The 15,217-nt window shown below is 70.4% G+C and carries 11 protein-coding genes; 3 read left to right on the top strand and 8 right to left on the bottom strand.

The features are described from left to right. Positions 1-30: 30 nt before the first annotated feature. The 3 genes from ACFYWX_RS10550 to ACFYWX_RS10540 form a co-directional block, all read right to left on the bottom strand. Positions 31-369, bottom strand: a complete 339-nt coding sequence (locus tag ACFYWX_RS10550; protein WP_003997576.1) for a P-II family nitrogen regulator — start codon at positions 367-369, stop codon at positions 31-33. Next, positions 366-1,709, bottom strand: a complete 1,344-nt coding sequence (locus ACFYWX_RS10545) for an ammonium transporter (protein WP_389423580.1) — start codon at positions 1,707-1,709, stop codon at positions 366-368. Before ACFYWX_RS10545 ends, ACFYWX_RS10550 begins: the two co-directional genes overlap by 4 nt. A gap of 316 nt (positions 1,710-2,025) precedes the next feature. Further along, positions 2,026-3,501, bottom strand: a complete 1,476-nt coding sequence (locus tag ACFYWX_RS10540; RefSeq protein WP_389423579.1) for a hypothetical protein — start codon at positions 3,499-3,501, stop codon at positions 2,026-2,028. Between the two features lie 445 nt (positions 3,502-3,946). Between ACFYWX_RS10540 and ACFYWX_RS10535 the strand changes: the two genes are divergently transcribed. Then, on the top strand, positions 3,947-4,612 hold the full coding sequence (locus tag ACFYWX_RS10535) for a bifunctional DNA primase/polymerase (RefSeq protein ID WP_389423578.1): 666 nt from the start codon (positions 3,947-3,949) through the stop codon (positions 4,610-4,612). Positions 4,613-4,704: 92 nt separating this feature from the next. Here the strand turns inward: ACFYWX_RS10535 and ftsY are convergent, their stop codons facing one another. Next, entirely contained in the window at positions 4,705-5,910 is a 1,206-nt protein-coding gene (ftsY, locus tag ACFYWX_RS10530) for a signal recognition particle-docking protein FtsY (RefSeq protein WP_389423577.1), read from the bottom strand. 167 nt (positions 5,911-6,077) lie between these two features. On the opposite strand from ftsY, the gene ACFYWX_RS10525 reads away from it, so the two are divergent. Beyond that, on the top strand, positions 6,078-7,049 hold the full coding sequence (locus ACFYWX_RS10525) for an LLM class flavin-dependent oxidoreductase (protein ID WP_389423576.1): 972 nt from the start codon (positions 6,078-6,080) through the stop codon (positions 7,047-7,049). 234 nt (positions 7,050-7,283) lie between these two features. Here the strand turns inward: ACFYWX_RS10525 and ACFYWX_RS10520 are convergent, their stop codons facing one another. From ACFYWX_RS10520 to ACFYWX_RS10505, 4 genes are all read right to left on the bottom strand, one after another. Continuing rightward, the gene (locus ACFYWX_RS10520) at positions 7,284-8,702 is read right to left on the bottom strand and encodes a sugar porter family MFS transporter (RefSeq protein WP_389423575.1); all 1,419 of its coding nucleotides are present in this window, start codon (positions 8,700-8,702) and stop codon (positions 7,284-7,286) included. 187 nt (positions 8,703-8,889) lie between these two features. After that, positions 8,890-12,783, bottom strand: a complete 3,894-nt coding sequence (locus ACFYWX_RS10515; RefSeq protein WP_389423574.1) for an AAA family ATPase — start codon at positions 12,781-12,783, stop codon at positions 8,890-8,892. Between the two features lie 262 nt (positions 12,784-13,045). Next, the gene (locus ACFYWX_RS10510; RefSeq protein ID WP_389423573.1) at positions 13,046-13,249 is read right to left on the bottom strand and encodes a hypothetical protein; all 204 of its coding nucleotides are present in this window, start codon (positions 13,247-13,249) and stop codon (positions 13,046-13,048) included. A gap of 382 nt (positions 13,250-13,631) precedes the next feature. Continuing rightward, positions 13,632-13,913: an acylphosphatase gene (locus ACFYWX_RS10505; RefSeq protein WP_389423572.1), complete on the bottom strand. Its 282-nt coding sequence runs from the start codon at positions 13,911-13,913 to the stop codon at positions 13,632-13,634. 171 nt (positions 13,914-14,084) lie between these two features. On the opposite strand from ACFYWX_RS10505, the gene ACFYWX_RS10500 reads away from it, so the two are divergent. Further along, positions 14,085-15,209: a CAP domain-containing protein gene (locus ACFYWX_RS10500; protein WP_389423571.1), complete on the top strand. Its 1,125-nt coding sequence runs from the start codon at positions 14,085-14,087 to the stop codon at positions 15,207-15,209. Positions 15,210-15,217 lie beyond the last annotated feature (8 nt).

Below are 15,217 nucleotides of genomic sequence, written 5' to 3'. Positions count from 1 at the left end.
GACTCCTGCCTGTATTCAGATGGTTCTTTTTTACAGCGCGTCCGGACCGCGCTCACCGGTGCGGACCCGGACGGCCGTCTCGACCGGCAGGGACCAGACCTTGCCGTCACCGATCTTGCCGGTGCGGGCGGCCTTGACGATGACGTCGATCAGCTGCTCGGCGTCGTCGTCCTCGGCCAGCACCTCGATGCGGATCTTGGGGACCAGGTCGACCGTGTACTCGGCACCGCGGTAGACCTCGGTGTGGCCCCTCTGACGACCGTAGCCGCTCGCCTCGGTGACCGTCAGACCGTGTACCCCGAAGGCCTGGAGGGCCTCCTTGATCTCGTCGAGCCGGTGGGGCTTCACGACGGCGGTGATGAGCTTCATGCGTCCACCTTCTTGCTCGCGGCGTCGGCCACCGGGGCCGTGGCGGCGGTCGTACGGGCGGCACCGCCGCCGGCACCGCTGAAGTCGTATGCGGTCTCGGCGTGCTCGGCCTGGTCGATGCCGGTCACCTCCTCGTCCTCCGTGACGCGCATACCGATCGTCTTGTCGATGAGGAAGGCGAGGATCGCGGAGGCCACCAGCGAGTAGGCGAGGACCGCGAAGACACCGGCGCACTGCTTCCAGAACTGGGTCAGGCCGCCGCCGTAGAAGAGACCCTCGACCGTGGACTGGCCGTGGCCGCTGGCGAAGAGGCCGATCAGCAGGGAGCCGACGACACCGCCGACGAGGTGGACGCCGACGACGTCGAGCGAGTCGTCGTAGCCGAACTTGTACTTCAGGCCGACCGCCATGGCGCACAGGACACCGGCGATGGCACCGACGGCGATCGCGCCGAGCGGGGAGACCGCACCACCGGACGGGGTGATGGCGACCAGACCGGCGACCGCGCCGGAGGCGGCGCCCAGCGTGGTGAACGCGCCGTGGCGGATCTTCTCGTAGATGAGCCAGGCCAGCATGGCGGCGGCGGTGGCGACCTGCGTGTTGACGAACATCAGCGCGCCGACGCCGTCGTCGTTGCCGAGCCACGAGCCGGCGTTGAAGCCGAACCAGCCGAACCACAGCAGACCGGCGCCGAGCATGACCAGCGGCAGGCTGTGCGGGCGCATCGGGTCCTTCTTGAAGCCGACGCGCTTGCCGATGACGAGGATCACGCCGAGCGCCGCGGCACCGGCGTTGATGTGCACCGCCGTACCACCGGCGAAGTCGATCACGCCCAGCTCGAAGGCCCAGCCACCGGTGCCCCAGACCCAGTGCGCGACCGGGAAGTAGACGACCGTGGCCCACAGGGCGACGAACAGTGCCCACGCGGTGAACTTCACGCGGTCGGCGAGGGCACCGCTTATCAGGGCGGGCGTGATGATGGCGAACATCATCTGGAAGACCATGAAGACGAAGATCGGGATGGTGTAGCCGTCCCACAGCTGCGTCAGGCCGATGTTGCTGAGGCCGACCCAGTCGGAATTCCACCCGATGATGCTGCCGGAGTCGGTACCAAAGGCCATGGAGAAGCCGTACAGCACCCAGAGGATGGTGACGATCCCGATGCTGATGAAACTCATCATCAGCATGTTCAGGGTGCTCTTGACCCGGACCATGCCTCCGTAGAAGAAGGCCAGACCCGGAGTCATGATCAGCACCAGGGCGGAACAGATGAGCATGAAGCCCGTGTTGGCGGCAGACAGCTTGGGTGCTTCTGCGGCGAGCGTGATGGCTGGTGCCATCGGCGTCTCCTCGTCATTTGGTACGGCCCCGTGCGGGCGAAGCCTGAGCGGATTGAGGGGTGGGCCGGTTATGCGCCATGAGATTGGCGCAGCGCGGTTTCGGTGGAAGCCCCTCGTTGTTTCGCCGCCGTGACGAAGGCGCCTTGCGTGTTACGCGTGGATGAACTGCCGGATGTGCGGCGAGTGGATCGTTATCGTGGCGCAACCTTCACTCGAAGGATGTAAACCGGCCGCGGTCGGCCTTCCGATGACCTGGCATGGGGGAGCCGAGTCGGGCTGTTCGGGAGGGCCGGCCGCGGCCGGGGTTCAGCGGGGTTCAGACGGCTTCGGCCGCCTCGGGCAGCTCGGTCGCGAGCCGGTCGGTGAGGTCCACGACCTCGGTGAGGTCCCCGAAATCGCGTACAGCGGTGTCCACGGTCTTTCGGATACGAGTGTTGACCCGCTCGGAGCGCACCTTCTTGGCGACCTGCATGGCCAGCACGGCCGGTGCCGTGCTCTGCTCCGGCTCGCGCTGCAGCAGGTGGACCGTGGCCATCCCGATCAGGTTCAGTGCGTACGACCGCTGGTGCTCCTTGTCGTCGGCGAACAGCTCCACGGCCCGCCGCATGTGGGGCTCGGCCAGCGAGGCGTAGGTGGGGCTGCGGCCCGCGACATAGGCGAGGTCACGGAAGGAGTGGCTGTTCTCGCCGTACAGCTCGGCCTCGGAGAAGAAGCGGATCCAGTCGGGGTCCGGCTCGTCCCAGTCGTCGGCGTCGGCGAAGGAGTCCTCCGCCATTCGCACGGCCCGCTTGCACCGGCCGGGCTGCCCCATGTTGGCGTAGGCGCGGGCCTCCATCGCATACAGCATGGACTGGGTGCGCGGGCCGGCGCAGTCGCGGCTTCCGTACTGCGCGAGGTGGATCAGTTCCAGAGCGTCCTCGGGTCGCCCGAGGTGGATCATCTGGCGGCTCATGCTGGACAGGACGTAGGAGCCGAGGGGCTTGTCGCCCGCTTCCTTGGCGGCGTGCAGGGCGAGGACGAAGTACTTCTGCGCGGTGGGCTGGAGCCCGACGTCGTAGCTCATCCAGCCGGCCAGTTCGGCGAGCTCGGCGGCGACCTTGAACAGCTTCCGCGTGGTGGCCTCGGGCTGGGGCTCCTGGAGGAGGTCGGTGACCTCGTGCAGCTGACCGACGACGGCCTTGCGGCGCAGGCCGCCGCCGCACTGGGCGTCCCACTGCCGGAACATCACGGTGGTGGACTCCAGCAGCTCCAGTTCCGGCATGGAGAGCCTGCCGCGCGCGCGGCTGCTGGGGACCTGCTCGGCTTCGGTGCGCGGGGAGGGCGGCGCGGGGACGAGCCAGCGCTGCATGGGCTCGATGAGGGACGGGCCCGCGGCCAGGGCCAGCGAGCTCCCGAGGAAGCCGCGCCGCGCCAGCATCAGGTCGCTGCGCGAGAACTCGCCGAGCATGGCCACGGTCTGCGGGCCCGTCCAGGGCAGGTCCACGCCGGACACGGACGGTGACTGGCGGGCGGCGCGCAGGCCGAGGTCCTCGACGGAGACGACGCAGCCGAACCGCTCGGAGAACAGCTCGGACAGGATCCTGGGGATGGGCTCTCGGGGGTTCTCGCCGTCCAGCCACCGGCGCACGCGCGAGGTGTCCGTGGAGATGTGGTTGGCCCCCAACTGGCGGGCCCGGCGGTTGACCTGGCGCGCGAGCTCGCCCTTGGACCAGCCGCTGCGCACGAACCACGACCCGAGCAGCTCGTTGGGGCGCTTGTCAGCGTTCGTACCGCTTCCGCCGTTGCCGCCCACTGGAACGCCCCCATCCCTGAGACCACTTGTCGCCGAGTGCGCCAAGCCCTATCAGAATGCCGCCAATCGCCGCCTCCCGTACGACGGTTGCACCCTTCGAACGGAAAGCCGACTTGCCTCCGGCATACCCACACCTGCATGTGCCCCCAGGCTTCGTGCACTCAAAGTAATCCTACGATCACGCGTCCAGCCATGGCGAACACGGAAACGCCACCATTCGCCACCCCATCGAATGAACTAACGGTTGCCCACGCGCGATTGACTTGACAGAGCACAGCCGGGAGCGAGCGGAACGATGCACACGGGGGCGCGTGTTGACGCGCGCACCACCCGGGGCGCTTCCAGGCGCTGGTTCAGCGGCCGCCGAAAACGGAAGTGGATAACACAAAGTAACACTCCGGGCGCTTCTCGTAACCACCGGTGCGTCGGACCCGTTGGAGGGGGCATGGGCTTCACGATCGGCAGCAGTCGGGGGATGCGCGACCTCCGGTCCACCTCACGCCGCCGCGGCCGCTCGTCCGAGTGCACGGCCGTGGCCGAGTTCACCGGCCTGTGGGGCTGGGACGTCGTGCCGGGCGCGCGGGCCGCCGCCGGCGCGTGCTCCTGCGGCCGCTCCGGCTGCCGTGCCCCGGGCGCACATCCGCTGGACTTCGCGCCGGAGATCCCCGCGGGGGCGACGCTGGACGAGGTGACCGAGGCGTGGGGCGAGGTCCCGGGGGCCGCGGTGATGCTGACCGTCGGGCGCGCGTTCGACGTGATCGAGCTGGCCGAACCCGCCGGCCGCCGCGCCCTGGTCCGGCTGGAGCGCATGGGCCTCCCCCTCGGCCCCGTGACCGCGACCCCGGACGGCCGCGCCCACTTCTTCGTCGCCCCCGGCGCGGCCGCCGAGCTGACCGCCCTGCTCTACCGCATGGGCTGGGACGACCCGTCCTCCCTGGACCTGCGGGGCCTCGGCCCCGGTACGCACATCACGGCGCCCCCCTCCGACCGCGGCGGCCTCGGCCCGGTCCACTGGCTGCGCCCGCCCGAGCTGGACACGGCCACGAAACCGCCGGCGGCCCGCCTGCTCCTGGGCACGCTGGCGTACGTGGTGCACCGGTCACGCGCGTAGCGCCTCACCCGAACACAGCGAAGCGCCCGCTCCCACTGCACCTGGGAACGGGCGCTTCTCGCATCCGCCACATACGGATTTCCGGAAGTGGTTCACTCCCCGATAAGCGCATCCACGAACGCCTCCGGCTCGAAGGGCGCCAGATCGTCCGCGCCCTCGCCGAGCCCGATCAGCTTGACCGGCACGCCCAGCTCGCGCTGGACCGCGACCACGATGCCGCCCTTGGCCGTGCCGTCCAGCTTGGTCAGCACGATGCCGGTGATGTCGACGACCTCGGCGAACACCCGGGCCTGGACGAGACCGTTCTGCCCGGTGGTGGCGTCGAGGACGAGCAGCACCTCGTCGAGCGGGGCGTGCTTCTCGACGACGCGCTTGACCTTGCCGAGCTCGTCCATGAGCCCGGTCTTGGTGTGCAGCCGCCCCGCGGTGTCGATGAGGACGACGTCGACCCCCATCTCCTTGCCCTCCTTGACCGCGTCGAAGGCGACGGAGGCGGGGTCGCCGGCCTCCGGCCCGCGCACGGTGTGGGCGCCGACGCGCTCACCCCAGGTCTGCAGCTGGTCGGCGGCGGCGGCGCGGAAGGTGTCGGCGGCACCGAGGACGACGGTCCGGCCGTCGGCCACGAGCACGCGCGCGAGCTTGCCGGTGGTGGTGGTCTTGCCGGTGCCGTTGACGCCGACGACCATCACGATGCCCGGCTTGCGCTCCTCGGGCTCGGTCTTCACCGTGCGGTCGACGTCGGTGCCGACCAGCTTGAGCAGCTCCTCGCGCAGCAGGCCGCGCAGTTCCACGGGGGTGCGGGTGCCGAGCACCTTCACGCGCGCGCGCAGCGCGTCGACCAGCTCCTGGGTGGGCTGGACGCCGACATCGGCGGTGAGGAGGGTGTCCTCGATCTCCTCCCAGGTGTCCTCGTCGAGGTGCTCGCGCGAGAGCAGCGTGAGCAGACCCTTGCCGAGGGCGTTCTGGGAGCGGGACAGGCGGGCGCGCAGGCGCACCAGGCGTCCCTCGGTGGGCTCCGGGATCTCGATCTCGGGAGCCTCGACGGCGGGCGGCTCCTCGACGGCGACGCCCGTCGAGCCGCCGTCCGGAAGATCCACCTCCTCTATCGTGCGGCGCGGTTCGTCGCGCGGCGTCTCGGCCTCGTCGCCGACGTGCGGTTCGGCGGGAGGCGCGGTGATGTCGGGCGCGGCGGGCGGCGGCGGGGGCAGCGGCTTCTTGCGCCGGCTGCCGACGATGAGCCCGCCGATGGCGCCGAGCACAACCACGGCGATGACTACAGCAAGGATGACGATGTCCATAACCCGTCCAGTATCAGCCATGGGCCTGCGCCGGACCCAGCTTGTACTTTCCTCCAAGCGTGAAAGTCGCGCCGGCGTGCCGAACGCCGCGGCCGTCCTCGGCCGCCCTCTGGCTGTCTGACGCACCGTCAGCTAACGTCCCCCTCCACACACGAAGGGGGCCCGCCATGCCCGTCTCGGTCGTCCGTTTCAACCTCGTGGAGCCCGGCGCCACGCCCGCCTCGCTGAGCGCCCGCTACCGGGCGGCCCTGGAGATGGCGGCGTACGCCGACGAGCACGGGGTCGCCACCGTGCAGACCGAGGAGCACCACGGGGCCGCCAACAACTGGCTGCCCTCGCCGTTCGCCTTCGCGGGCGCGGTCCTCGGCGCGACCCGGCGCCTGGCGGTCACCGTCTCGGCGGTCATCGGCCCGCTGCACGACCCGCTGCGGCTGGCGGAGGACATCGCCGTGCTCGACCTGCTCAGCGGCGGCCGGCTCGTCACCGTCGTCGGCATCGGGTACCGGCCCGAGGAGTACGACCACTTCGGCGTGGAGTGGAAACAGCGCGGGCGGCTCCAGGACGAGCTGCTGGAGACGGTGCTGAAGGCGTGGACCGGCGAGGAGTTCTCCTACCGGGGCCGTACGGTACGGGTCACCCCGCGCCCGTACTCCGACCCGCACCCCCTGCTGCTGGTCGGCGGCTCCTCCAGGGCCGCCGCCCGCCGGGCCGCCCGGCTCGGCCTGCCCTTCTTCCCCAGCGCGCACCTTCCGGAGCTGGAGGCGTACTACAAGGAGCGGCTCGTGGAGTACGGCACCGAGGGCTGGACGATGATGCCGGGTGCCGTGACCCCGCTGCTGCATCTCGCCGAGGATCCGGACCGGACGTGGGCGGAGTACGGCGAGCACTTCCTCCATGAGGCGCGGACCTACGCCTCCTGGCAGTCCGGCTCCGTCCGCTCGGCGGTGAAGTCGGCGGCCACGAGCGTGGCGGAGCTGCGCGCCGAGGGGGTGTACCGGGTGCTGACGCCGGACGCGTGCGTGGCGCTGGGACTGGACAGCCTCGTCCTGCATCCGCTGGCCGGCGGAATGCCGCTGGAGGAGGGATGGCGCAGCCTGCGCCTGTTCTGCGACGGCGTACTGCCCCGGCTCGGTGCGTGAGCCGGGGCAGTACGCCTTACAGGTGTCGAGGAGAGGGGCAGCGGGGACTTGGCCCGTCTCCTCGAGTTCGGGGGCCTCGTGAGGACCTCGGGTTCGGGGGCCTCTGGTTCGGGAGCCTCGGGTTCAGGAGCCTCGGGTTCGGGAGCCTCGGGTTCGGGAGCCTCGGGTTCAGGAGCCTCGGGTTCAGGAGCCTCGGGTTCAGGAGCCTCGGGTTCAGGAGCCTCGCGAGGAGGCTCAGCCCATCTCCTCCAGCGCCTTGCCCTTCGTCTCCTTGACGAACTTCAGGACGAAGGGGACGGAGAGCGCGGCGAAGACCGTGTAGATCACGTAGGTCACGGAGAGGTTCCAGTCGGCCAGCGACGGGAAGCTCGCGGTGATGGCCCAGTTGGCGATCCACTGCGCGGCGGCGGCCACACCCAGGGCGGCGGCGCGGAGCCGGTTCGGGAACATCTCGCCGAGCATGACCCAGACGACCACACCCCAGGACAGGGCGAAGAAGAGGACGAAAACGTGGGCGGCGATCAGGGCGGTCCAGCCCTGCGCGCTGGGCAGCTTCCCACCGACCAGGTCGTACGAGAACGCCCAGGCCTCCAGCGCCAGACCGACGACCATGCCGACCGAGCCGATGATGGCGAGCGGGCGGCGGCCGATGCGGTCGACGAAGATCATCGCGATCACGGTGCCGAGGATGTTGATGATCGACGTCGTGAAGGAGTAGAAGAACGAGTCCGCCGGGTCGACGCCGACCGACTGCCACAGCGTCGAGGAGTAGTAGAACGCGACGTTGATGCCGACGAACTGCTGGAAGACCGACAGGCCGATGCCGACCCAGACGATCGGCTTGAAGAAGAAGCCACCGCCGAGCAGGTCCTTGAAGGTGGACTTGTGCTCGCTCTTCATGGCGAGCTCGATCTCGGCGACCCGGGCGTCCAGGTCGACCTGCTCGCCCTCGACCTCGGCGAGGATCTCGCGGGCGCGCTCCTGCTTGCCGACGGAGATCAGGAAGCGGGGGGACTCGGGGATGGCGAAGGAGAGCAGGCCGTAGAGGACGGCCGGGACGACCATGACGCCGAGCATGACCTGCCAGGCCTCCAGGCCCATCAGGGTGCCGCGCTGGTCACCGCCGGCAGCGTTCAGCAGACCCCAGTTGACCAGCTGCGACACCGCGATGCCGACGACGATCGCGGCCTGCTGGAAGGAGCCGAGGCGGCCGCGGTAGGCGGGCGGGGCGACCTCGGCGATGTAGGCCGGGCCGATGACCGAGGCCATACCGATGGCGAAACCGCCGACGACGCGCCACAAGGCGAGGTCCCACAGCGCGAAGGGAAGCGCCGAGCCGACGGCGCTGACGGTGAACAGCACGGCGGCGATCTGCATGCAGCGGATGCGGCCGATACGGTCGGCTATGCGGCCGGCCGTCGCGGCGCCGATGGCGCAGCCGATCAGGGCGATGGCGATGACCTGGGCCAGCGCCGCGGACCCGATGTCGTACCGGCCGCGGATCGCCTCGACGGCGCCGTTGATCACCGAGCTGTCGTAGCCGAAGAGGAAGCCGCCCATCGCGGCCGCCGCCGCGATGAAGATGACGTGCCCGAGATGATCGGGGTGAGCCGTCCTGGCTCCTGACTTGAGTGCCTGCGATGTGCTGGTCACGTGTACTCCTCGGGCCACCGGCAACGCTGCCGGATGGGGGGCGACCCTTCTGGTTGGTGGTACCTGAAGGTAAAAGCAACGTTGCCGAGACTATTCCTTCAAGTCTCGAAGTCAAGACCGGGCCTATGTGAGATGAGAGGTCACAAGTGAGGGGAATGTGTTCAAGTGTTGAAGAAGTGAAGACCAGTCAGCGCAATCGCTGGCTGATGACCTTCGACACCCCGTCGCCCTGCATCGAGACGCCGTAGAGGGCGTCGGCGACCTCCATCGTCCGCTTCTGGTGCGTGATGACGATGAGTTGGGAGGCCTCCTGCAGCTCCTGCATGATGCGGATCAGCCGCTGGAGGTTGGTGTCGTCGAGGGCGGCCTCGACCTCGTCCATGACGTAGAACGGGCTGGGGCGCGCCTTGAAGATCGACACCAGCAGAGCGACCGCGGTCAGCGACCGCTCGCCGCCCGAGAGCAGGCTGAGCCGCTTGACCTTCTTGCCCGGCGGCCGCGCCTCGACGTCCACGCCGGTGGTCAGCATGTTGTCGGGGTCGGTCAGGATCAGACGCCCGTCACCACCGGGGAACAGCCGGCTGAAGACACCCTCGAACTCCCGGGCGGTGTCCCGGTAGGCCTCGGTGAAGACCTGTTCGACGCGCTCGTCGACCTCCTTGACGACCTGGAGCAGGTCGGCACGCGTCTTCTTCAGGTCCTCCAGCTGCTCGCTGAGGAACTGGTGGCGTTCCTCCAGCGCCGCGAACTCCTCCAGGGCCAGCGGGTTCACCTTGCCCAGCTGCTGGTACGCCCGCTCGGTGGCCTTCAACCGCTTCTCCTGCTCGGCCCGCACGAACGGCCTGGGCTGGTTGCGCGGGTGCTCGGGGTCCTCCGGCAGCTGCTCCCCCTCGGCGGGGGGCGAGGGCGGCACCAGTTGGTGCGGACCGTACTCCGACACGAGCCCCGCCGGTTCCACACCGAGTTCCTCCAGCGCCTTCGTCTCCAGCTGCTCGATCCGCAGCCGTTTCTCGGCGCCGAGTACCTCGCCCCGGTGGACTGAATCCGTCAACTTGTCGAGCTCCGCCTTGAGATCGCGTCCCGCGCCTCGGGCGGCGGTGAGTTCCTGCTCCCGCCGGGCCTTCGCGGCCTCGGCCGCGGCCCGCTCCTCCTCCGCCCGCCCGACGGACACCTCGACGTGTGCGAGCAGTTGCCGGGCGCCGGAGGCGACGGCCTCCGCGACGGCCGCCTCGTGCCGCAGCCGTGCCCGCCGCTGTTCGGCACGCGCGCGTGCCTCGCGTTCCGCGCGGGCGCCCCGGTCCAGCGCGTCGGCCCGACCGGCGAGGCCCTTGACCCGCTCCTCGTGGGTACGGACCTGGAGGCGCGCCTCCATCTCGGTCTGTCGCGCGTTGGCCCCGTCGGCGGCGAGACGGTCCCGTACCGAGGTGTCGGGCTCCTCCTCGACCGGCATCTCCTCGGCGACGACGAGCCGTTCGGCCAGTTCCTCGACCTCCTGGAGCGCCTTGTCCAGCGCCTCCTGGGCCCGAGCGGCGGCCGCCGCCGACCGCTCGGCCTCACCGGCGGCACCGCGCGCCTGCCCGGACAGCCGCCCGAGCTGCTGGGCGACCGCCGACTTCTCCCGGTCGGCGGCCCTGCGCCGCTCCCCCAACTCCTCCACGAGCGCGGCACAGTCCTTGCGCCGCTCCCCGGACGCGTGCTGCGCCCCGGTCAACTCCTCGCACCGCACCGCCAGCTCCTCCAGCTCGGCGGCGGCCTCGTCCACGGACGCCTGCACCTCGAGCAGACTGGGCGCCCCGGCGGACCCGCCCTGCGCGAAGTGGGCCCCCAGCAGGTCGCCTTCGGCGGTCACGGCCGTGAGGTCGGGGTGCGCGTAGACGAGATCCTCGGCGTCCTCAAGGGTGCCTACGACGACGATGCCGCGCAGCAGGCGCCGGACGGCGGGCATGAGCTCGGAGGGGCCACGCACGAGATCAGCGGCGAAGAGCGGGCCGGCGGTGCGAGTGCCCGACGGGTTGCCGCCCGCGCCCTCACCGGGCAGGGCGGCGAAGTCCCCGCGCGCGGGGACCACCGACGGCTGACCGCGCTCGGCCGCACCTCCACCACCGGGCTCGGCGAAACCACCAGTCCCGGCTGCCTCACCAGAAGCACCGGAGGCGGACGGCACCGATCGCCCACCGCCCTCGACCGCATGCTCACCGCCGGGCGAAGTGAGACCGTCGGCACCGGGCGGCACAGCGGGTACGGCGGCGGAGGCTCCCGGCGTGGGCACGGCCGGTCGCTCGCTGCCGCCGGCCGCGGGTGTCCCGCCTTGCGCGGCGTGGGACATGCCGCGCGAGTCGTCGGTGGCCGTCGGCTCTTCCGGTGCGCCCCCCAGGAGCAGCGCCGCCCGCCCTCCGTCCTGCTTGCGCAGGAGGCGGATCGCGTCCGCTGCCGCGGTGGGGGTGGTGACGGCGATGGCGTCGGCGGCGGCGCCCAAGGCCGCGGCGAGGGAGACCTCATGGCCCGGACTCACTGTCAGGAGTTCGGCCGCCGGGCCGAGCAGGCCGCTCAGACGATCCTTCGCCCCGAGGAGCGCGCCCGTCCCGTCCTTGCGCCGCAGGCCCAACGCGAGGGCCTCGTGGCGAGCCTGGGTCGCGGCGCGTTTGCGTTCCGCCGCGGTGGCCGCCTCGCGGGCGGCGGTCAGGGCGGCCTCCGCCTCCGCCAGTTGCCGCTTCGCCACCTCGTGCTGTTCGGCGAGTTCCGCGTCGCCGGCGTCGAGGCCGTCGACCTCCGCCTTCAGTGCCTCGTATTCCTCCTGCGCCCGGACCGCGCGCTCCTGTGCCTCGTCGCGGGCCGCGGCCAGGCGGTCGATCTCGGCCTGGGCGGACGCGGCACGGGAGCGGGCCGCGTTGACCTGGCCGTTGAGACGGGCCAGGCCCTCGCGGCGGTCGGCGATGGCGCGGGCGACGTCCTTCAGGCGGCGTTCCTCGAGGGCCAGTTCGCGTTCCAGATCGGCGCGGTGGGCGACCGTGTCCTCCAGGGCCCGCTCGGCCGCTTCCAGCGCCGCCTCCAGTTCGGCCTCCTGCTCACGGATGCGGGCGGCCTCGCGCTCCATGTCCTCGGGGTCGCGGCCGCGCCGCTCCTCGGGCGGCACGGAGGTGGCGCTCTTCACGCGCGCGTCGGCCAGCGAGATCGTGCCGCGCACCCGTTCGGCGAGCTGGGAGAGCTCGTACCAGGTCTGCTGGGCGCGCTGGAGGCGTGGCGTGAGCTGCCGTACCTCGTCCTCCAGGAGCGCCTCGCGCTGGAGTGCCTTCTGCAGCTCCTCCTCGGCGGCCTCTTTGCGTCCCTTCAGCGCGGCCTCGTCGGCCACCTCGGCGTTGAGCGCCTCCCGCAGCCGTACGAGATCGTCGGCGAGGAGCCGCAGGCGCGCGTCGCGGAGGTCGGCCTGGATGACGGCGGCCCGTCGCGCGACCGCCGCCTGGCGGCCCAGCGGCTTGAGCTGGCGGCGCAGTTCGTCCGTCAGGTCCTGCACGCGCGCGAGGTTGGCCTGCATCGCGTCCAGCTTCCGCAGCGCCTTCTCCTTGCGCTTGCGGTGCTTGAGGACGCCCGCCGCCTCCTCGATGAAGGCGCGGCGACCCATGGGGTCGGCATGCAGGACGGAGTCGAGCTGGCCCTGGCCGACGATGACGTGCATCTCGCGGCCGATGCCGGAGTCTGACAACAGCTCCTGAATATCGAGGAGACGGCAGGTGTCGCCGTTGATCTGGTACTCGCTGCCGCCGTTGCGGAACATGATCCGCGTGATGGTGACCTCGGCGTACTCGATGGGCAGAGCCCCGTCGGAGTTGTCGATGGTCAGGGAGACCTCGGCGCGGCCCAGCGGCGGACGGCCGGTGGTGCCGGCGAAGATGACGTCCTCCATCTTGCCGCCGCGCAGTGACTTGGCGCCCTGCTCGCCCATGACCCAGCTGAGCGCGTCCACCACATTGGACTTGCCCGAGCCGTTCGGCCCCACGACGCACGTGATACCCGGCTCGAACCGGAGCGTGGTTGCCGAGGCGAACGACTTGAAGCCGCGGAGGGTCAGGGCCTTGAGGTGCACGCCGCCGGACTCTACCCCCCGGTGTTGTCTCACTCCATGAACCCGCGGTTTCACCCATGAACGCGCAGGGCACACCAAACGTTAAAGACACTGAAAGGATGCGCGGGGAAAGCACACGGGGGACGCAGAGGAACCTGGGGGCCGCGGGGGCGCGGGGGAAAGAAAGAAGGGACGCCGAAGCGTCCCTTGCAAACTCTGACAACTTAGCGGTTGATACGGGCAGCCCAACCGTTGCGTGTGCTGTCGTGGAGCGATGCAGCGATCAGGTGAGCGCAGGCTCCGCCTGGTGTGCGTCGATGCTCTCCATGATCCTGTCGTGAGAAGCGGCAGCCGTCAGCGCGTCGTTTTCCGACTGGATCCGTACGAGCTCGGATTCCAGGTCTTGTACGCGCTGCTGGAGCCGTCGCATCTCGGCGAGGAGTCGAGGGTCGGAGCCGCCGACGTAACCGAGAAGCGCCTTTGCCATGATGGATGGTCCTCCACACTGAGTGACCGACCGAAGCGGTGTGGGTCGTGAGGGATTCGCACCCGCGGTGCTTGACACTCTTGAGTTCTTGCTGCTGTTCATCCATGCCAAACAGCTAAGGTGCGCGGGGTGCTTTCAGCGTCTCACCAAAAAGTTTGACGGTCAACACGATCACGCCCCGTATTGGCGGGCATCCCGGGGGCACGCGGCCCGAAACGGCGACGCGGCGACTCCTGCGGGCCCCTCGGGGCGTGGCGATCATCCTTACGTGCGGAGCCTGCCATCACAAGCGTTTCTTGGCAACCACCTGCTCATTTCTGCTAGGGGCACGTGCCGGTGGCATGCTCCTCCGCTTCTCTCGGAGCCGGTTCACGGCACCGGGTCAGCGGATGGCGAAGCCGTCGTAACCCCCGCGAGGTGTGTCCCAGATCTCGGTGACTCCGTCCACGCGCCCGGGCGTGTCGTCACTCTGGAGCCACTCCAGGAGCCCATGACAGCCACCGGGTGCCCCCTCGGCGACCACTTGCACCCGACCGTCGGCCAAATTGAGAGCAAAACCACTCAGCCCGCCGATCTCGAGCGCCTTGGCCCGTGTGAACCAGCGGAAACCCACGCCCTGGACGCTTCCACGCACCCAGGCGACCAGCCGCACATCCTCGCTCATGGGTGCAACCTAACCGGCCAAAGTCACTCGGGACACTTCCGCCCCGAGCGCCATGCGGTACCGTCCCCACCCAAACGAATCTCATATGAAACTCACTCGATCAGGTGAGTCAGGCTGACCACAAGATCGCTTGAGTGGGGTTACGACCGCTAGGACGAGGAAGGCCAGGACATGGGACGCCACCGACGCCACGCCGCCGGCCGCGCCGCCACCGGCCGCGCCACGGGGGTCACAGAGACCGACGGCTTCTCCGCAGGAGGCCGCGACCCGCAGGACTCGTACGAGGGCGACCACGCAACGATGGGCATCGCGCCCTATCTGCGCCCCGAGGCGTACGCCGAGACCGACACGAAGAGCCACGACTACCTCTTCGCGACCGACGACGACTACGCCCACGCCACCGGCACCGACGCCACCGCCGCCTTCCCGGCCGACGGCTACACGCCCTCCGGCGGGAGCGCCGCGCGAGGCCGGCGCCGGAAGAGGAAGGCCGCCACCTCGGTCCGCGCCGGTCTGCTCGGCGTCTCCGCCGCGGTCGCCATCGGCACCGTCGCCGTCGCCTCGGGCGTGGTGCCCGGCCTCGAGAACTACAAGCTCGGCGGCGACAGCGGCGGCGAGGCCACGCAGGCCGTCGACACGCCGACCAACGCGGACACGCAGCAGGGCGGCACCTCGGGCCCCGCCTCCGCCTCGGACGACAGCCGCGGCGGTACGGCGACCAGCCGCGACTCCGAGCGGTCCGCCTCGCCCTCGACCTCGCCCTCACCCTCCCCCTCGACCTCGACCGCCTCGGCGACGCCGACCGAGAAGCCGACCGAGAAGCCGACGGTGACCCCGTCGAAGAAACCGCGGCCCACGCCGTCGCGTACGGCCACGAAGGAGCCGGAGCGCAGCAGCACGCCCGGGACGGTCTCCGCGGAGGCCTCCGCCGAGACGGAGGTGCTCAGGCTGGTCAACGAGGAGCGGGCGAAGGTGGGCTGCAGCGCCGTGGCCGCCAACAGCGCGCTGACCAAGCTCGCCACGAACTTCAGCGACGACATGGCCGCGCGGGGCTTCTTCGACCACACCGACCCGGACGGGGCCTCCCCGTGGGACCGGGCCGCGAAGGCCGGCATAACCGACCTGGGCGGCGAGAACATAGCCCGGGGCCAGGCCGACGCGGCGGCGGTCATGGAGGCCTGGATGAACAGCCCCGGCCACCGCGCCAACATCCTGAACTGCGACTTCAAGACGCTGGGTGTGGGCGTGCACTACGGGTCCGGCGGCCCCTGGTGGACCCAGGACTTCGGCTACTAGGCCAGCCG

The organism is Streptomyces sp. NPDC002888 (assembly GCF_042888465.1).
Classification (GTDB): domain Bacteria; phylum Actinomycetota; class Actinomycetes; order Streptomycetales; family Streptomycetaceae; genus Streptomyces.
This window is presented reverse-complemented; position numbering and strand designations above follow the sequence as displayed.